Annotated in this window: 19 protein-coding genes and 1 pseudogene; 4 read left to right on the top strand and 16 right to left on the bottom strand. The window is 69.8% G+C overall.

The genetic code is table 11. From position 1 onward, the window contains the following. Positions 1 to 152: 152 nt before the first annotated feature. Complete coding sequence (locus tag LRS14_RS11420; protein WP_157039525.1) at positions 153 to 362, bottom strand: hypothetical protein; 210 nt, start codon at positions 360 to 362, stop codon at positions 153 to 155. Between the two features lie 251 nt (positions 363 to 613). On the opposite strand from LRS14_RS11420, the gene LRS14_RS11415 reads away from it, so the two are divergent. Beyond that, positions 614 to 1,903 (top strand): glycosyltransferase WbuB, encoded by a 1,290-nt coding sequence (locus tag LRS14_RS11415; RefSeq protein ID WP_257799599.1) that lies wholly within the window; start codon positions 614 to 616, stop codon positions 1,901 to 1,903. Between the two features lie 24 nt (positions 1,904 to 1,927). On the opposite strand, the gene LRS14_RS11410 is transcribed toward LRS14_RS11415, so the two are convergent. From LRS14_RS11410 to LRS14_RS30675, 11 genes and pseudogenes are all read right to left on the bottom strand, one after another. Further along, positions 1,928 to 2,737, bottom strand: coding sequence for a glycosyltransferase family 2 protein (locus tag LRS14_RS11410; RefSeq protein ID WP_257799598.1), 810 nt, complete (start codon positions 2,735 to 2,737; stop codon positions 1,928 to 1,930). A 3-nt stretch (positions 2,738 to 2,740) separates the two neighbouring features. Continuing rightward, positions 2,741 to 3,355, bottom strand: a complete 615-nt coding sequence (locus tag LRS14_RS11405) for a putative colanic acid biosynthesis acetyltransferase (RefSeq protein ID WP_257799597.1) — start codon at positions 3,353 to 3,355, stop codon at positions 2,741 to 2,743. Next, positions 3,348 to 4,502 (bottom strand): glycosyltransferase, encoded by a 1,155-nt coding sequence (locus LRS14_RS11400; RefSeq protein WP_257799596.1) that lies wholly within the window; start codon positions 4,500 to 4,502, stop codon positions 3,348 to 3,350. Before LRS14_RS11400 ends, LRS14_RS11405 begins: the two co-directional genes overlap by 8 nt. After that, positions 4,499 to 5,857 carry a hypothetical protein gene (locus LRS14_RS11395; protein ID WP_257799595.1) on the bottom strand — a complete coding sequence of 453 codons (1,359 nt, stop codon included), beginning with the start codon at positions 5,855 to 5,857 and terminating at the stop codon, positions 4,499 to 4,501. Before LRS14_RS11395 ends, LRS14_RS11400 begins: the two co-directional genes overlap by 4 nt. Beyond that, entirely contained in the window at positions 5,857 to 6,393 is a 537-nt protein-coding gene (locus LRS14_RS11390; RefSeq protein ID WP_257799594.1) for a hypothetical protein, read from the bottom strand. The genes LRS14_RS11395 and LRS14_RS11390 overlap by 1 nt, the downstream gene beginning before the upstream one ends. Next, a complete protein-coding gene (locus LRS14_RS11385) occupies positions 6,390 to 7,565 on the bottom strand; it encodes a glycosyltransferase (RefSeq protein ID WP_046112798.1) in 1,176 nt (391 codons plus the stop codon). The genes LRS14_RS11390 and LRS14_RS11385 overlap by 4 nt, the downstream gene beginning before the upstream one ends. Continuing rightward, positions 7,562 to 9,172: a hypothetical protein gene (locus LRS14_RS11380; RefSeq protein WP_257799593.1), complete on the bottom strand. Its 1,611-nt coding sequence runs from the start codon at positions 9,170 to 9,172 to the stop codon at positions 7,562 to 7,564. Before LRS14_RS11380 ends, LRS14_RS11385 begins: the two co-directional genes overlap by 4 nt. Then, complete coding sequence (locus tag LRS14_RS11375) at positions 9,169 to 10,209, bottom strand: glycosyltransferase (protein ID WP_257799592.1); 1,041 nt, start codon at positions 10,207 to 10,209, stop codon at positions 9,169 to 9,171. Before LRS14_RS11375 ends, LRS14_RS11380 begins: the two co-directional genes overlap by 4 nt. Then, complete coding sequence (locus LRS14_RS11370) at positions 10,206 to 11,492, bottom strand: lipopolysaccharide biosynthesis protein (RefSeq protein ID WP_257799591.1); 1,287 nt, start codon at positions 11,490 to 11,492, stop codon at positions 10,206 to 10,208. The genes LRS14_RS11375 and LRS14_RS11370 overlap by 4 nt, the downstream gene beginning before the upstream one ends. Before the next feature lie 90 nt (positions 11,493 to 11,582). Next, positions 11,583 to 12,284 carry an acyltransferase family protein gene (locus LRS14_RS11365; RefSeq protein WP_257799590.1) on the bottom strand — a complete coding sequence of 234 codons (702 nt, stop codon included), beginning with the start codon at positions 12,282 to 12,284 and terminating at the stop codon, positions 11,583 to 11,585. Between the two features lie 74 nt (positions 12,285 to 12,358). Beyond that, positions 12,359 to 12,661, bottom strand: a pseudogene (locus LRS14_RS30675) (acyltransferase family protein); the annotation flags it as partial. Positions 12,662 to 13,070: 409 nt separating this feature from the next. On the opposite strand from LRS14_RS30675, the gene LRS14_RS11360 reads away from it, so the two are divergent. Beyond that, positions 13,071 to 13,220, top strand: coding sequence for a hypothetical protein (locus LRS14_RS11360; RefSeq protein ID WP_198156913.1), 150 nt, complete (start codon positions 13,071 to 13,073; stop codon positions 13,218 to 13,220). Positions 13,221 to 13,269: 49 nt separating this feature from the next. On the opposite strand, the gene LRS14_RS11355 is transcribed toward LRS14_RS11360, so the two are convergent. From LRS14_RS11355 to minC, 4 genes are all read right to left on the bottom strand, one after another. Next, positions 13,270 to 13,440: a hypothetical protein gene (locus tag LRS14_RS11355; RefSeq protein ID WP_157039522.1), complete on the bottom strand. Its 171-nt coding sequence runs from the start codon at positions 13,438 to 13,440 to the stop codon at positions 13,270 to 13,272. 168 nt (positions 13,441 to 13,608) lie between these two features. Beyond that, positions 13,609 to 13,872 carry a cell division topological specificity factor MinE gene (minE, locus tag LRS14_RS11350; protein WP_046112794.1) on the bottom strand — a complete coding sequence of 88 codons (264 nt, stop codon included), beginning with the start codon at positions 13,870 to 13,872 and terminating at the stop codon, positions 13,609 to 13,611. A 4-nt stretch (positions 13,873 to 13,876) separates the two neighbouring features. Next, positions 13,877 to 14,692, bottom strand: a complete 816-nt coding sequence (minD, locus tag LRS14_RS11345; RefSeq protein WP_046112793.1) for a septum site-determining protein MinD — start codon at positions 14,690 to 14,692, stop codon at positions 13,877 to 13,879. A 63-nt stretch (positions 14,693 to 14,755) separates the two neighbouring features. Further along, positions 14,756 to 15,586: a septum site-determining protein MinC gene (minC, locus tag LRS14_RS11340; RefSeq protein ID WP_046112792.1), complete on the bottom strand. Its 831-nt coding sequence runs from the start codon at positions 15,584 to 15,586 to the stop codon at positions 14,756 to 14,758. 111 nt (positions 15,587 to 15,697) lie between these two features. Here minC and queC point away from each other — a divergent pair, with 111 nt between their 5' ends. After that, entirely contained in the window at positions 15,698 to 16,408 is a 711-nt protein-coding gene (gene queC, locus LRS14_RS11335; RefSeq protein WP_046112916.1) for a 7-cyano-7-deazaguanine synthase QueC, read from the top strand. Continuing rightward, positions 16,402 to 16,950 (top strand): LemA family protein, encoded by a 549-nt coding sequence (locus LRS14_RS11330; protein WP_052736244.1) that lies wholly within the window; start codon positions 16,402 to 16,404, stop codon positions 16,948 to 16,950. Before queC ends, LRS14_RS11330 begins: the two co-directional genes overlap by 7 nt. Position 16,951 lies beyond the last annotated feature (1 nt).

The following is a 16,951-nucleotide window of genomic DNA, read 5'->3' as shown; positions in this document are numbered from 1 at the left end:
GCCAGGGCGGTGCCGTGCGGGCGAAGTGGCCGCCTGGATGGGCGTCGCAGTCAACATCTCAAGCTGGTGTGGGGCGCACGCCCCCGCCGGCGGCAGGCAGAAAAAAACGGCGCCTGGTGAGGCGCCGATCCATGAGGTGGGCGGGCCGGCGATCAGCGCCGGCTGGGCGGCGTGCGGGGCGGACGGGTGGGCGGCACACGCGGCGGCCGGGTGGGTGTGACGTTGGGCGGGGCGCTGGGCGAGACGACCGAGGTGGCCACCGGCGCCAGCGGCACCACGCGCACTGGCGTAGCGGCGTGGGCGGCGACGGACGCCCCGAACAGGGCCGCGGCGATCACGAACAGGGATGTGCTTGCTTTCATGGATGCGCTCCTGCGGCAGCAAATGACCCGAGCAAGGTAACACCGCGAAGTGATAGTGGTCAATTCTGCGGATTTGACCGCGATGCCTTACCACCGAACCTTGCCATTCTTCACGATCACTTCAATCGACAGTGTGAAATTGTTACCATTGCAATCGAATGGTGGCATTCTCTATCACATCGCATGACGCCGTGTCGTGCGGATGGCATGGACGAGGCCAAACCCCCGTGGTTAGAGGGCTCGGAGCACTTTTGAAAATCCTGATCTACGGCATCAACTACGCACCGGAGCCTACGGGCATCGGCAAGTACACCGGTGAGATGGCCACGTGGCTGGCCACGCAGGGTCACGAGGTGCGGGTGGTGGCGGCTCCGCCCTATTACCCCGCTTGGCGGATGGCCGACAGCCACGCTGGCCGCGGCCGCAGCGTGGAGACGATGGATGGCGTGCAGGTGTGGCGCTGCCCGCTGTGGGTGCCGGCGCGGCCCAATGGCTCCAAGCGGGTGCTGCATCTGCTGAGCTTCGCGCTCAGCTCGTTGCCCACCATGCTGCGGCAGGCACGCTGGAAGCCGGACGTGGTGTGGGTGGCCGCGCCAGCTTTTGCCTGCACGCCGGCGGCGCTGCTCACCGCGCGGTTGGCGGGTGCCCGCGCATGGCTGCACATCCAGGACTATGAAGTGGACGTGGCCTTCGACATGGGCCTGCTGCGCGGGCGGCTGGTGCGTAGCCTGGTGCTTTCGGCCGAACGCTGGCTGATGCGCCGGTTCGACGTGGTGTCTTCCATCTCGCGTCGCATGGTCGGGCGCGCGGTGGAAAAAGGCGTGGCGCCCGACCGGGCCGTGCTGTTCCCCAATTGGGTGGACGTGGACAGCGTCAAGCCGCTGGGCGGGGCCAGCCCATACCGGGCGGAGCTGCAGCTGCCGCCCGACGCGGTGGTGGCGCTGTTCTCCGGCACCCTGGGCGCCAAGCAGGGGCTGCACCTGATTCCCCTGGCGGCCCGCCTGCTGCGCCAGCGCTGCCCGAACCTGGTGTTCGTGGTGTGTGGCGACGGCCAGATGAGGCCCGACATGGAAGCCGCGGCGCGTGAGCTGCCCAACATGCGACTGCTGCCGCTGCAACCGAAGGAGCGCCTGCCCGACCTGCTGGGCATGGCCGACATCCACCTGCTGCCGCAGGACCCCGGTGTGGCCGACCTGGTGATGCCGTCGAAGCTCACCGCCATGCTGTCCAGCGGCCGGCCGGTGGTGACGAACGCGCGCCCCGGCAGCGAAGTGGCCGAGGTGGTGGCGGGGTGCGGGGTGGTGGTGTCGCCGGACGATGCGCCGGCGTTCGCGGGGGCGGTGGAGGGGCTGGCCGCCGATGCGGCGCGGCGTGCGCGGCTCGGCGCAGCCGCCCGGCTGCATGCTGAGCAGCACTTGGGAGCTCGCGCCGCGCTGGGCCGGTTCAGCCAGCGCATGGAGCTTCTGACGGGTGTTTCACCTCTGCCCGCTCACGCCTTGATCGAGGAAGACGCCGGCGCCAGGACGCAGACGCCCGGTTGAGCGACCCTGCCCGCGCCGTGAGCCCTAACGCGACTCGCGCACCTTCAGCACGATCATGTATTCGTAGATCGACTGCAGCGCGGCGTACGTGAGCCCTGCGCGGCCGTCCAGGAAACCGCGCTTGACCAGATACAGCAGCAGGAACTTCACCAGCGGGCGCAGCGGCAGCCGGTAGAACAGCTCCTTCTGGTGGTAGCGACGCTCGTGGAAGTCGCGGCACCACAACGCCTTGCGCACCGAGAACGCCGCACCCACGCGCCGGTTGTCCAGGATCTGGCGTGCCTCGAAGGTGCTGTAGGCGTTGTGCCGCTCGAGCCAATGCGTCACGCCCTTGCTGAAGGGATGGTGATCGAGGTAGCCGCCGATCGTGGCCACGGGTCCGTCGGGAATGGACACGGGATTGACCAGCCTTTCATAACGCATGCGGGCCGGCCGGAAGAGTCGCAGATAGAAGGCGGACGCCTGCACATGGCGCAGCCATGTCTGCATGAAGAAGTCACGGCGCTGCACGCGGAAGGCCACATGCTCGCCCGGCGCCTGCACCGCCTGCAGCACGGCCTCGCGCAGCTCGTCGGTCATGCGCTCGTCCGCGTCGATGTAGAACACCCAGTCATGCTTGAAGGCGATGTGTTGCAGGCCCCAGTTCTGATGCGCAGCCCAGTTGTCGAACGGCCGTTGGGTGACGGTCGCGCCGAAGGCGCGGGCGATCTCCAGCGTGCGGTCGGTGCTCATGGAGTCGTACACGTGCACGTCGTCGCTCCAGGCGACCGAGGCCAGGCAGCCCGGCAGGTCCTGCTGTTCGTTCTTGGTGAGGATGAGGATGGAAACGGACATGGTTCAGCGCGAGTGCGAAGGCGTTGGCGTTGGAACGGAGGAAGCGAGCCGCGAGGCCCGCGGGTCGCGCCGACCGACCACGCGTGCCGGCACGCCGGCCAGCACCGTCCACGGCTCGGCCACGGTGCGGATGACCACGCTGCGGGCAGCCACCACGCAGCCGGCCGGCACGGTCACGCCGGCGGACACGAAGGCTTCGGCGCACACCCACACCTCGGCCTGCAGCTCGATGGGCGCGGCCACGAGCTGGAAGCTGGGCTGCTGGTAGTCGTGCGAGCCGCCGCACAGGTGCGCGCCCTGCGAGACCACGCAGCGCGGCCCGATGCGGATGCCGCCCATGTTGTAGAGCGTCACGCCATCGGCGATGCCGCTGTGCTCACCCACCTGCAGCAGCCACGGCGCCCAGATGCGCACCGATGGGTACACGTGGACATGGCGCCCCAGCCGCGCGCCGAACAGCCGCAACAACAACGCACGCCACGCATGCAGCGGCCTTGGCGAGGGCCGGAACAGCAGCAACCACGCCATGTTCCATACCGCCCGAGCGCAGCGGTTGCGCAGCGTGAACGAGGGCTGCGTGGTGGGGTCCACGCCCTGCAGGATGCGCTCGTCAGCCATGCTGCAGCACCGACAGCAGGCTGTCGGCCATCGCCTCCACGGTGAAGCGCTGCGCGAAGCAGCCGCGGGCGCGGTCCCGCATCGCCGCGCGCTCGGCCGACGACAACGCAAGCCAGCGCTGCAGCAGCAGCGCCGTGCCCTCGGCGGTGTCGGGCGCGACCAGGCCGGCGCCATCGGCCTCGATCTCGCGCCAGATGTTCACTTTGTCGGAGATCAGCACCGGCACGCCACAGCCCAGTGCCTCAGCCACGGCGATCCCGAAGTTCTCCTGGTGCGAAGGCAGCACGAACGCCTCGGCTGCGTGGAAGGCGCCCCACTTCAGGTCGCCCTGCAGCATGCCCGGCCACACGATGCGGTCGGCGATGCCCAGCGCCGCAGCCCGCTGCTGCAGCGCGGCGCGCCAGGCGGCCTGGTCGGGGCCGGCCATCACCAGCCGCAGGTCGGCGTTGGTGCGCGCCACCTGTGCGAAGGCGTCGATCAGCAGGTCGCAACCCTTCTTCTGCTGGATGCGGCTGAGGAACAGCATCACCCGCTTGCCGCGCAGGCCAGGGTGCGCCTCCAGGAAGGCGGCCTGGCCCGGCGACTCGTCCCAGCGCGGCGGCGTGCGCGTGCCGTAGGCCACCACACGCTCGCGCGCGCGGTACAGCCAGAACGACTGCCGCGCACGCAGCCGTTCTTCTTCGCTGGTGAACAGCACCGCGCGAGCATCGCGCAGCACGCGGTAGTCGCCCCAGGGCCAGTACAGCCACTTCTTGAGGTGCTTGCGCGGATAGGCCTGCTTGAACCAGGGGTCCAGCATGCCGTGAGTGAAGACGAAGTACTCGCGCCCCAGCGCCCGCAGCGCAGCGCGCGCCGCGACCGAGTGGTGCTGCCACAGGCCGCTGATGACGAAGGCGTCGTAGTCCTGCGCATGGGCGCGCAGCCACGTGCCGATGGCCGGGTTGTGCGCATAGCCCACCGGCACCCGCCGCCCCACCGCGTGGATGCGCAGCGGCTGCCCCGCCAACCACGGCGCAGAGGGATCGTCACTGGTCAGGCACTCGCTCGTGTGGCCCATCCGTGCCAACGCCTGCGAGACCTGCCGGATGCCCTCCGACGGCCCGCCGCCGCGCGGGTTCATGGTGGAGATGATGCGGAGGATCTTCATGGATGAGCGGTTGCCGAGGGCGGCTGGATGTACACGCTTCGGCCATCGGCACGCACGAGGCGCAGCACACCGTCCGCAAGGGTCACGGGATCCGACAGCAAGGGTGCCTGCGGCGGCGGGGGCGCGGACTTGCCGTCCACTTCCACCCGCGGGATCGAGGCCACCCGTCCATCGGGCAAGGACTGCAAGTCGAACTGCACCGCGACCCGACGTCCCTCCAGCGTGGTGTGCACCACCCGGGTCGTGGCTGGGTCGAACTTCGGCATGCGCTGCCGCGCCCAGGCCTGGAAGGCGCGGAAGCTGTCGCCGCGCGCCGTCTTGCGCACCAGGAACACCAGGGCGGCGCTGCGGGCCTGCACCCTGGCCACGTGGTGCCACGGCGGGTCGGCCGACGCGTCGATCTCGAAGCGCCCGACCGGCAAGCCGATGGCCACATCCACCTCGCCCTGCCGAACGAAAATCCAATGCGGTTCGATCTGGACCCGGGCGAAGCTGCGCGGCACGCGGCACTGGAAGCCGGCGACCAGCGCTCCGGCGTGCCGGCTGCGCGGCGCAAAGAAGCGGCTGGCCGGGTCGCCTGGCCAGGGGTCGGCCCGTGGGATGCGGAACAGCATCACCCCGGTGCGGCCGTCGATGCGGTGCGTCTGCTGGAACGGCGACCAGCGATCGGTGCCCCAGACGCCATCACCTGCATCGCTGCGGAAGAACGGGTGGCGGCACTCGATGGCGTTGTGCCGGGAGCTCGACTTCAGCAGCAGCGCAAAGCTCTGCAGATGGTCGGCATAGGTGTTGGGCCGGAACACGACGTTGCCGGTGCCCAGGGCATAGGCCTCGTCGATGTAGCCGTCGCCCAGCAGTTCGGTGGTGGTCGCGTCGTCCCAGCGGGAGAAGGCCGGCGTGCGCATCCGTACCGCATGGCCGCCGCGGCCGGCCGGATCGAACAGTGCCGCAGGCGGGCGCCAGCGCGACAGTGCTGCGATGGTGACGAAGGCCGGTTCGTTGCGGTTGGCCAGGTCCGCCGAGCCGCTGGCCGGCTCGCCGAAGTACAGCCACAGCAGCGCCTGCGTCGCGGCGGGCGTGTCGGTGCCGTCGCCGGGCGCGTTGCGCTGGTCGTGGTTCAGCCGGTTGAGCGGCGGCAGCAGCGTGCCGTGGAACGAGGCGGCGCGCAGCACGGCCACCAGAAGCGCTGCCTGCGCCTGGGCATTGGCGCGCACCTGCGCATCGTCGGCGAAGTCGATCAGGTTCAGCAGCGGCAGCAGGTTCACCACCGCATAGGTGGGCGACAACCACTCGGTGTGGCCGGCCGCGAAGAACTGCGCCGTGCGCCTTTGCAGCAGCTGTTGGATGGCGGCCATCAGCTCTTGCGAGCTGCGACGCTCCCCCGCGCGTCCGGCCACGTGGCCTGCGGAAAGCGCTGCGCGATCAGGTACCAGGAGGCCACCCGCATGATGGCGTGATTGAGGGTGCCGTGCGCCAAGCGGTCCTGTGGCGCAGCGAGGGCGCGCTGCATCGCCTGCGCCATCGGCTCGTCGATGCACTGCGGGAACTGCAAGAGCAGCCGCACGAGCGCAGGCAAGGCAAAAAGTTCGGTGCCCGCGGATTCCGCTGGGTCGTCGGGGTGGCGGGCGGTCGGCTCGGCCAGCGACACCGCGTCGGCCGCGGCCGCGCAGCCGGACACCGCCGTGCGCCGCAGGACTTCGAAGGCGCGGAATTTTGGATGCACGCGCTCGGGCTGGGCGGGCTCGGCCGCCAACGCCTGTGCGGCCCGGTCGTTGATCGGATCGGCGACCTGCCCAGCCGGGGCGGGGGCCACGCCCAGGCAGGCCAGCAGCCCGACGCAAAGCGCTGCAGCCGCAGGCCGCCAGCGGGTGGGGCGACTCGCCGGCTTCATGCGGCGGCCTGCTTCAACACTTGGCTATACACCTGCAGGTAGCCTTCGATGGCGCGCGCGGCCTCGAACCGCATGCACCAGGCGGCGGCGTCGTCGCGCCAAGCATCAAGGGCAGGCCCCTGCAGCGCCAGCACCCGTTCGAGCACGGGTGCCGCGGCGGCGGCCCAGGCGCCCAGCCCGGCACCGGCGGGCAGCCGCGGGATGTAGAACGCGGCCGATCCGCCCACCTCGTTCATCGGCGGCGCGTCGGTGGTGATCACCGGGCAACCGCAGGCCAGCGCCTCGACGATCGGCCAGCCGAAGCCTTCCTCCAGGCTGGGAAACAGGAACGCGCTGGCGGCCGAATAGCAGGCGCGCATCGTCTCGTTGTCGATGTCGTGCAGCCGCACCACGCGCGCCGAGGCTGGCAGCGCGGCGATCGCCGACTGCACCGCGGGCTGGCGGTGATGGCCGACGAGCACCAGCGGCAGCGGACGGGCCGCCGACCGCGCATGCTCGGCATACAGCGCGATGACGCCGGGCACGTTCTTGTAGAACTGGCCGGCGCTCACGTGCAGCAGGAAGCCTCGTTCGTCGACCACTGCGCCCGCCTGCCGCAGCAGCGTGGCGGCGGATGCTGCGGCCATGCGACGGTACGGGTGGTTCATGCCGTTGTGCACCACCGCCGAGGTGACGGCGTGTGCCACGGCGTGGGCATGGAGGTCGACGCGGGTCTTGTGCGAGATGCTGATGAAGTGCTGCGCCTGCCTGAAGCCGCGCCGGATGAAGCGCTGGTAGACGCGGCCGGTCAGGCCCACCGGGTTCTCGGGCATCAGTCCCAGGGCCGAGCGCAGCGCCAGCAGGTCATGCACGTGCACCACGTGCGGCCGATGCGCCACCAGCGGCACCCACGGGCCCAGGGCCTGGTCGCAGAACACGAACAGCGTGTCCGCCGGCTGGCGCTCCACCGCTCGGCGAACCCATCGCGGAAACAGCAGGTACTGGTCGAAGTAGCCGGCCCACTTGGCCGCCGCAGACCCCAGCCCTCGAGCCCGGGCCTGCAGCCGGGCCGCGGGCCGCCAGAGGCTGACCTCATGGCCGCGCGCCGACAGCTCCGAGTGCAGCAGCGCCGCGAAGCGCGGCATGCTGCGCGACGGCATGAACTCGGGGTGCGCGAAAAGCACGATCTTCATGTGGGCGCCTTCCTGCCCAGCCCGCCGGCCATCACCAGCGCGGCGGACAGCCAGAACACCGTGGCGTAGACGAGCGCGTCCTGCACCCAGCCGCGCACCAGGTAGGCCAGCAGCTCCGACATCGACTCGGCGCCGGTGGCGGCACTGGTGAAGTAGTAGCACCAGGTGAACAGCGACACCACCAGCATCGGGCTGAAGACGGGACTCCATCCGCCTGGCGCCGCGGGGTCGGCGACCCGGCGCGTCAAGGCGTCCACCAGGGTGAAGGTGAACAGCGCCAGCAGCATCAGCAGCGGCACGTAGAACCAGCCGAACTGCCCATAGCCGCTGGCGAAGATCGACCCCGTGCGAAAGCCGCCCATCGCCCGAGGTGCATTGGTGGCCACGAACAAGAGAAGGTCGCCGCCCGAGCCCGAGTTGACGAAGTCCTTGTCCGTCTCGGGCGACACCTGCTCCAGGATCGGCCGCGGCAGCAGCCCGACCACGCGCTGCCATTCCAGCGACCGCAGCGAGGCGGATTGCGCCGCATCCAACTCGTGCGCCAGCACCAGCGTCGCATCCGCGAAGCGCAGGTTGCACAGCCGGCTGGCGAACACGTTGTCGACGTAGCGTTCGTCCCAGAATTCGTTGCTGGAGCCGCCCTCGGCGGCACGGAAGCTGCGGATGCGTTCCTTGTCGAGAAATACCGACGCGGTCGTCTGGATCACCTGCAAGGCACTGACCTCAGCGCGTTCTTCCCGCGCGATCACCATGCTCGTGGCCAAATCGGCCAGCGGGCCGCCGGCCACCCACACCACCACCGCCGCCAGCACGAGGCGCCGAGTCGAGAAGGCGCTGGCCCTGCGCTGCGGATCGATCAGTGCCAGGTAGGCCCAAGCGATACCGATGGAAACGAAGCCGATCAGCACGGCCGACCGACTGTTGCGGCCCAGACCTACCAGGGCCACCGCCAGCGCGTACAGCAGCAGCACAGGCCACTGGCCAGGCGGCATGGGTCGGCGGTCGACGAGTGGCTGCACCATCAGCGCCAGCGGCACCCAGGCGAGCGGGTACAGGCCCTGCATCAGCTTGGTGACGATGCCGGACTCCGCCTCGTGGAGCTGGGCTGCACCGAGGGTGAAGGTCAGCCACGCGGCGGCCAGCAGCCCCATTGCACCCATGGCGAAGAGGTGTGCCGGCGGCGGCATGCGGAACAGGCCTAGCGGTCCATACAGGCGCCCGCACAGGGTCTGCCGGGCTGCCTGCAGCAGGCCGCTGCCCAGATAGACGCGGTGCGACACGATCAGCGCCAGCAGGCACACCATTGCATGCAGCAGCACGTCGGTCGGCCGTTCCAGGTACGTGGTGAGCGGCTGCCCTTCCATCGCCGTCACCAGCGGCGGCAGGACGAAGTGGAAGGTGCTGTAGCCCGCCAGGCTCAGGCTGGACACCGGCGCCAGCCGCAGCAACCGTGGCGACAGCGCGTGCCGAAGGCCGATGCCTGCGCCGGCCGCGGCCATCAGCGCACAGGCCGCGGCTTCCCACGTCCAGGTGGCCAAGGCCTGCCCGACGACCAGCATGAGCCAGGCCAGCGGCAGGACGGGTGCGTGGCGTCCGCTGCTTGTCATGTGTCCGCCAACGCCGGCGCGGCCGGCAGGCCCACCGCATCGAGGATGCGCAGCAGCACCGTCTCGTTGAAGTGGCCGTTGGCCTTGGCGCGCCGTCGGCCGGCGGCGGCGATGCGTGCGGCCCAGGCCTCGTCCTGCAGCGCCTGGCGGCAATGCCGGGCGCACTCTGCGGCATCCGACCACAGCAAGGCCTCGACACCGTCGCGGTATAGCGCCGCATGCTCGGGCGTGCGCTGGGCGCAGAGCAGTCCGCCGAGAGCGGGCACTTCGACGGAACGGGTCGTGTGTTCATCCCGGTTGCCCACAGACAACAAGCCGAGGTTCACCCGCGCGCATTGCAGCGCGAGCGCGTAGTCGTCGCCCACGATCGGCCCGCCCCGCCAATGCGGTTGAAGCAGCGGCCATTCCGGCGCCTTCTGCCAGTGCGCGCCCCGGATCGATAGCGGCACGCCTCGCGCCAGCAGCCCGGCGAGGAAGGGCCCGCGTTCCGGCATCCAGGTGCCGACGAACAGCACGTCGCTGCGCCATGTCTGCTGCTGGGCGGGTGTCGGCTGCCGCGGTGCATGGCTCACCTCGTCCGCGGACATGAACACCCGCAGCACACGCCGCGCGCCGTGCGCCTGCGCCTCGGCCACGTTGGCTGTTCGCATCACCACCGCCAGGTCATAGAACGGCAGCCCGTGCAGATAGGCAGCAAAGCGGCGCCCGTCGCGGCCGCCGAACGGGTCGTCGATGTTGTAGTTCACGAGCACGTCGGCATGGCTGCGCAGCAGCCGCAGCACCTGTGGCCCGGCGAGCGCACCGCCGTCGACGTGGCACAGCGCATAGCGCTGCCCTGCGAGCCGGTGCGCCAACGCACTGCAGAGAAGGCGGCCCAGCCAACGGCCGCCGAAGCGCCAGGCGGCACGGTCGAGCCAGGGCGAAGCGGGCAGCAGGGACCGTAGGTCGAGGTGCTGCACTTCGTGACCCAGACGTTCGTAGGCGCGCGCCCGGTCCAGGCAGGTGCCGCTGCGCGGGCCGAGGTACAGGATCTTCACGCGGCCGGCTCCCGCAGCAGGCGATCAGCGCCGCGGAGTGCGGCGGCGCCCGCGAGCGCATCGGCCAAGGCCATGGCCAGGGCGGCACCGAGCAGGCCTGACCATGACGTCAGCTGGCTGGCCACCAGCAGGCCCGCCACCGCGCTGGCGATGCCCGCCCACACCAGCCCCTCGTGCCGGCTGGTGGACAGCAGCAGCACGCGCGGCACGTGCGTGGCGCTGGCCACGGTGGCGTAGGCCAGCATCGCGCCCATCGGCGCCAGCAAGAACTCGATCTTGCCGTGTGTCCACAGTGCCAGCAGCCACGGGCTGCCGAGCCCGACGGCCGCCACGGCGACGGCTGCGATCCACAGGCCGGTGCGGCGGGCGCGGTGGTACAGCGGTGCCACGCCCCGCGCACCCTCGGCCCCGTAGGCCCGTGCGAACTCAGGCCACAGCGCGAAGCTGAAGGCGGAGGTGGCCTGCACCACCACGCGGGCCAGCGTGCGGTAGGTGTTGAACACGGCCACCGCTGCCGGGCCGAGCAGGTGACCGACCAGCAGCGTCATGCCCTGGAGGCTCAAGGCGTTGGCCGCGGGAATCAGCATGAAGCCGGCCGCGGGCCGCCACAGGCCACGCAGCACGGCCGCGTCGGCCCGGGCGAAGCCCCAGTCGATGCTGCCGCTGCCGCGCCGCGCCAGGCGCGCCGCAATGGCGGTACCCACCACCCGCATCAACAGTCCGCCCAGTGCCGTCGACAGCAGCGAGCCGAAGGTGAACAGGCCGCCGAGCTGCCCCAGCCATTCGGCCAGCCGCACGAGATGCGTGGCCATCTCGCCCTGCGCGTTGCGGCCTGTGGCTCGGACCAGCTGATGCGCAAGCCCGCCCCAGAAGGCCACCAGCACCCCGGCACCGAGGCAACCGACGGCCAGGGCCGCGCCGGGCGGCTGCAACAGGCCAGGCAGCGGCAGCCAGGCCAGGCCCGCCGCCAACAGCGCACCTGCTGCTACGCACACGCCGGTGACGAACACCGTTGCGCTGTGGAACACCGTGCGCGCCTGCGCCACGTCGCCACGGCCGACGGCCATGGTCATCCGGTTGCCGGCTGCGGTCACCATGCCGGCATCGGCCATCGAGAGATAGCCGGGCAGTGCAGACAGCATCAGCCAGATGCCGTAGGTCGGCAGATCCCAACGGCCGAGGAACAGCGGCAGGGAGGCGAGCTGGATGGCAATGGACAGCGCCTGCCCGAAGGCATTGGCACCGATGCCACGCGCCAGCCGCGCGCGGACTGCGGTCGTCACCGGACCGCGGCGAAGCGGCGATTGGACGAGAGCGTGAAGGTTGCCACAGCCATGTCGAACGTCAATGTGATGAATTTACTCGCATTATCATCACTTCGACGGTGGAGGCGTTGCATTGTGAGAGCGCAGGCGCCTGAATCTGCGATTTACCCAGGCTTGGAACGGTCCCTCGGCCCACGCTGCCAGTCCAAGCGCGGTCAGTACATAGGCCACGCCTGCTAGCCATGGCGCGCTCACCCCGTCCAGCCAGGTGGCCGACACCGCCACGGGGTAATGGAAGACATAAAGCCCATACGACAGCGGTGCCAAGGCCGTAAAGGGGCCGAGCGTCTGGTCGAAGAAGCGCCAGCGGTACTTCGACCAGACGATCGCTGCGGCCACGATGACCAGCGCAGCCAGAAAGTGACGCAGTTCCAGCACCGGGTGCTCGCCAAAGGACAAGGACTCACCTCGGAGTCGCTGCGCAGCGCAGGGCACGGCAAGCAGCAGCGCAAAGCCTGCAAGGTACAGCAGCAGCCCTCGTTGCGAAGCCAGCCTAATGCGCCCGTCCGTTGCATAGGTCTTCGCCAGTTCGACTCCGGCCCACCAGACGACGAAGTAGGTCGCGAACAGGGAAGCCTGATTGGGCATCCATTGGTACGAGGCGAATCCGAGCAACGACAGCAGCGCGACGCCGTGCAGTTGCAGGCGGCTGGGCAGGAGCGTGGCGACCGGAAAGAACAGTACATAGAACCACCACTCGTACGACAAGGACCACAGCGATGCATTGCCGCCGAGCGGGGACACCCACACGCCCGGCTGCCGGAGGCGAAGTCCTGGAGCATCAGCAGGTTGCCCGCCCACTGCCATGCTGCGTCTGCAGCGCGCCCTGTCGGCGGCTCGCCCAAGGCGAACGACACAGCCAGCGCCAGCAGGTAGATGGGATAGATGCGCCGCGCCCGACGTGCCAGGTAGGAAAGGAAGCTTGTCGGCGGCCGCTGTGCAAACGAATGCTGGATGACGAAGCCTGAGATAAGAAAGAAGGCAATGACGGCCTCCTGCCCGAAGCGGAACGGCAGGGCGAGCGGCCCGGACTTGGTCAGCACGCGGTGAAGGAGATAGTGCCCCGCAAACACGTAGAGTGCCGCAAAGCCGCGAATCGATTCCAGTCGAGTGAGTTTGGTCTGCATGGTCGTTGCCCAGGGCGGTCGCCAATCTGGGAACGAGCATCGGCCGTCGCGGCATGTCGAGGTTGTCTTGCCGCGGGGCCGCATCCTCGCAGCGCTGCGTCTGCAGGCCAAGTCTTCGTCGTCGAGTCAGCCGTTGGCCGTGTCATGCGGCCAACAGCGAGCGGCTGCAACTACGGCAATACCCAACTCCCCGCTGCCTGCCGCACCTGCGGCGCCGCCGCCCGAAGTAGCTGCAGCCGCTGCGCCACCAGCCCGTCCGCGGCGGCGCTGACCGCAGCCAACCAGCCGGCTTGAGTGATGGCGTAGAGCGCTTCCAGCGAAGGCCGGGTGTCGCCGGCGGCGAGGTGGGGAGTGTCGGTCGTGTAGGCGCCAGTCAGGTGCCTTCCCTGGCGACAGGCTGGCGCGGCAGGTGCGAGCGGGCTTGCAGGACGGCCATCCCGGCGTTCAGCTTCGGGTGTCCGACGTGCTGTCCAAGCCCTGCATCGAGCGCGTGCGCCACGGCGAGGCCGACTTCGCGCTGGCCGCCACGCAAGCCTACCCGCCCGAGCTGGTGGCCTAGCCCCTCTGCAGCGAGCACTTCTACATTGCATCGTCTGCGGACGACGCTACTACCGTGGCGTGGCTGCCTCCAGGTACTGCCGCACGCCGAAACGTGCGCGACACGTGGTGATGGAGGTGGACCAGCTCGCCACGGTGATGGGGATGGTGCGCGCCGGCATCGGCATCAGCGTGGTGCCGTAGCTCACGCTGTTCCACTTCCAGGCGCCGGGTGTGCTCACGCGGCGGCTGGCGTGGCTCGGGCTGCAGCGCCACATCTGCCTGGTGCGGCCGCGCGACCGCAGCGTGTTGGTGTCGGCGCAGGCGTTATAGAGGTAGGTGAATGGCCCGCCGGCCGCAAGGCACGCGGCAGGCGGACGGTCAGCGGCGCGCGGTTGCGCCGCGCGGCATCAGCGCGCCGCGTCCGGCAGCTCAATCTTGACTTCCAGCACCTCCAGGTCATCCTGCTTCTCCAGATGCACCTTGATGTCGTCCGGCGAGATGGCCACGTACTTGGAGATCACAGCCACCAGTTCGCGCTGCAGGGCGGGCAGGTAGTCGGCCCGCGGCGGGCCGTCGCCGCTGCGCTCGTGGGCCAGGATGATCTGCAGCCGCTCCTTGGCGACGCTGGCGGTCTTCTTCTTTTCCCCGAGCAGGAAGGAAAGGAAAGACATCGGCTTACCTCCCACCGAACAGCCGCTTGAAGAAGCCGGGCTTCTCGGCGTCGATGAAGCGCATCGGCCGGTCCTCGCCCAGGAAGCGGGCCACCACGTCCTGGTAGGCCTCGGACACGTCGCTGCCCTTCAGGTGGATCGCCGGCACGCCCTGGTTGGACGCATCGAGCACCGACTCCGATTCCGGGATCACGCCGATCAGCTTGATGCGCAGGATCTCCTGGATGTCGTTCAGCGACAGCATCTGCCCGCCTTCCACCCGCGAGGGGTTGTAGCGGGTGATCAGCAGGTGCTCCTTCACCGGCTCCTGGCCGTCGATGGCGCGCTTGGTCTTGCTGCTGAGCATGCCCAGGATGCGGTCGGAGTCGCGCACCGAGGACACCTCGGGGTTGGTCACCACCACGGCCTCGTCGGCGTAGTGCATGGCCATCATGGCGCCCGTCTCGATGCCGGCCGGGCTGTCGCACACGATGTACTCGAAGCCCATCTCCGACAGGTCCTTCAGCACCTTCTCGACGCCTTCCTGCGTCAGCGCTTCCTTGTCGCGCGTCTGCGAGGCAGCCAGCACGAACAGGTTGTCGCACTGCTTGTCCTTGATCAGCGCCTGGTTCAGGTTGGCTTCGCCCTGGATGACGTTGATCAGGTCGTACACCACGCGCCGCTCGCAGCCCATGATGAGGTCGAGGTTGCGCAGGCCGACGTCGAAGTCGATGACGGCCGTCTTGTGGCCCGCCAGGGCCAGGCCGGAGGAAAAGCTGGCGCTGGTGGTGGTCTTGCCCACACCTCCCTTGCCGGAGGTGACGACGATGATTCTGGCCATCGGTGGCTTGTCCTTTCTTGTGCAGACTTGCTTGCGTACGGTGGCGTCAGCGGCGCGGGCGCATCAGGCGCCCAGGCGTTCGATGACGAGCTTTTCGCCCTCGAGCCGCACCTGGGCCGGCTGGCCGACGATGTCCGCCGGCAGCGGCACGTCGGTGGTGCGGTAGATGCCTGCCACGGAGACCAGTTGCGCCTCCATGCAGGTGGTGAAGATGCGGGCTTCGGTGTTGCCGCGCGCGCCGGCCAGGGCCCGGCCGCGCAACGGCGCATAGACATGGATGTGGCCGTCGGCGATGACCTCGGCGCCGAAGTTCACCGCGGCCAGCACGATGAGGTCGCAGCCGCGGGCGTACACCTGCTGGCCCGATCGCAACGGCTTGTCGATCACCATGGTGGCGGGCGCCTCGCCGGGCACGCGCACTTCGCGCACCACTTCCACTTCATGGATGACCTCGCGGATCACCTCGCGCACTTCGGGCTCGGGGGCCGGTGCGGCGGCTGCGGGTTCGGGCACAGGCGCGGGGACCGGCACGGGCGCGGCGCGCGGCGCACGGGCGGGCGGCGCGAAGTCGGGCGCTTCCACCAGGCCGGCGGCCAGCGCGGCGGCCATCTGCTCGGGCGTGCCGCCCTTGGCGGCCACCGGCATCATGCGGTGCTGCCGCAGCAGGGCCACCAGCAGCGCGAAGTCGATCGGCTCGTGCTCGTCGCGCACGGCGCTCAGGTCCACCGCCACGGGGTCGTTGTCGAACAGGCCGGGGTTGTCGGCGCTGCGGGCGTCCAGCTCCCGGGCCAGCACGGTGAGGTCGGCGGTCTTCAGCACGACCGCCACCAGCGTCAATGCGGCGCTGCGCAGGTCGAAGATGTCGGGAGAGTTCGGCGGGGCAGCGACGGCCATGGGTGGGGTGTCGGGAAAGACCCGGAGTTTACCGGCGCGGCCCGCCCGCTCCCGCGCGCGGAATGTGTTCAGACGTAGGGGGCCGCAGGCCGCCGCTATGCTTTGCGCATCATGCAAGCTCACTCATCAGCCCTGGTGCTCTTTTCGGGCGGGCAGGATTCCACCGCCTGCCTGGCCTGGGCGCTGCAGCGGTATGCCCGGGTGGAGACCATCGGCTTCGACTACGGCCAGCGCCATGCGGTGGAGCTGCAATGCCGGCTGCAGGTGCTGCAGCAGCTGCGCAGCCAGTTCCCGGCCTGGGGCGCGCGCCTGGGCGAAGACCACCTGCTGGACCTGCGTCTGCTGGGCCAGATCTCCGACACCGCATTGACCGACGCGCGGCAGATCGAGATGGCCGCCAGCGGCCTGCCCAACACCTTCGTGCCCGGCCGCAACCTGCTGTTCCTCACCTTCGCGGCCGCGCTGGCCTACCGGCGCGGCGCCAGCGTGCTGGTGGGCGGCATGTGCGAGACGGACTATTCCGGCTACCCCGATTGCCGAGACAACACCCTCAAGGCGCTGCAGGTGGCGCTGTCGCTGGGCATGGATGCGCCGATGACGGTGGAGACGCCGCTGATGTTCCTCACCAAGGCCCAGACCTGGGCGCTGAGCCACCAGCTGGGCGGCGATGCGCTCGAAGCGCTGATCGTCGAGCACACCCATACCTGCTACCTCGGCGACCGCACCCGGCGCCATGCCTGGGGCTACGGCTGTGGCCACTGCCCGGCGTGCGAGCTGCGCGCCCGCGGCCATGCGGAGTACCTGGCAGCCGCCGGATGCTGACCACGCGCGAGCTGACGCTGCTGGCCACGGCAGCCATCCTCATCTTCTGGATGGTGGGGGCCTACAACCGCATCGTGGCGCTGCGCAACAAGGTGGTGCAGTCGTGGCTGCAGGTGGACGAGCCGCTGCGCCGGCGCAAGGAGGTGCTGGCGCTGCTGATGCCGGTGCTGGCCGAAGCCTGGCCCGGCGAGCAGGGCGCCATCGAGGCGGTGAATGCCGCGCAGCTGCAGGTGAGCCTGGCGGCCGACGCGATGCGGGCCAAGCCGGTGCTGGCCACTGCGGCGGAGCGGCTGGTGCAGGCCGACCGTCAGTTGGCGGCGGCGCTGGTGCGCGTGCGCGCCCTGGCCGACCACGACACCGCGCTCAAGGCACGCGACGACGTGCCGCTGTGGCTGGCCGACCTGCGCGAGGCCGAGCAGCGCCTGGCCTTCGGCCGCCAGCTGTTCAACGATGCGGTGCTGGCCTGCAACCTGGCCGCGCACCAGTGGCCAACGCGGCTGCTGGTCAAGCTCTACGGCTTCGAGGACGTCGGGCCGTTGTAGC

It is taken from the genome of Aquincola sp. J276, assembly GCF_024700035.1.
Lineage (GTDB): Bacteria > Pseudomonadota > Gammaproteobacteria > Burkholderiales > Burkholderiaceae_C > Aquincola > Aquincola tertiaricarbonis.
The sequence above is the reverse complement of the archived record's forward strand: the minus strand, read 5'-3'. Positions and strand labels throughout refer to the sequence as shown.

Coding starts and splice junctions, on each gene's coding strand:
- LRS14_RS11330 (WP_052736244.1), top strand. CDS start 16,402: ATGCTGACCACGCGCGAGCTGACGCTGCTGGCCACGGCAGCCATCCTC.
- LRS14_RS11405 (WP_257799597.1), bottom strand. CDS start 3,355: ATGGCTGACGAGCGCATCCTGCAGGGCGTGGACCCCACCACGCAGCCC.
- LRS14_RS11410 (WP_257799598.1), bottom strand. CDS start 2,737: ATGTCCGTTTCCATCCTCATCCTCACCAAGAACGAACAGCAGGACCTG.
- queC (WP_046112916.1), top strand. CDS start 15,698: ATGCAAGCTCACTCATCAGCCCTGGTGCTCTTTTCGGGCGGGCAGGAT.
- LRS14_RS11385 (WP_046112798.1), bottom strand. CDS start 7,565: ATGAAGATCGTGCTTTTCGCGCACCCCGAGTTCATGCCGTCGCGCAGC.
- LRS14_RS11420 (WP_157039525.1), bottom strand. CDS start 362: ATGAAAGCAAGCACATCCCTGTTCGTGATCGCCGCGGCCCTGTTCGGG.
- minC (WP_046112792.1), bottom strand. CDS start 15,586: ATGGCCGTCGCTGCCCCGCCGAACTCTCCCGACATCTTCGACCTGCGC.
- minD (WP_046112793.1), bottom strand. CDS start 14,692: ATGGCCAGAATCATCGTCGTCACCTCCGGCAAGGGAGGTGTGGGCAAG.
- LRS14_RS11395 (WP_257799595.1), bottom strand. CDS start 5,857: ATGGCCGCCATCCAACAGCTGCTGCAAAGGCGCACGGCGCAGTTCTTC.
- LRS14_RS11390 (WP_257799594.1), bottom strand. CDS start 6,393: ATGAAGCCGGCGAGTCGCCCCACCCGCTGGCGGCCTGCGGCTGCAGCG.
- minE (WP_046112794.1), bottom strand. CDS start 13,872: ATGTCTTTCCTTTCCTTCCTGCTCGGGGAAAAGAAGAAGACCGCCAGC.
- LRS14_RS11380 (WP_257799593.1), bottom strand. CDS start 9,172: ATGACAAGCAGCGGACGCCACGCACCCGTCCTGCCGCTGGCCTGGCTC.
- LRS14_RS11400 (WP_257799596.1), bottom strand. CDS start 4,502: ATGAAGATCCTCCGCATCATCTCCACCATGAACCCGCGCGGCGGCGGG.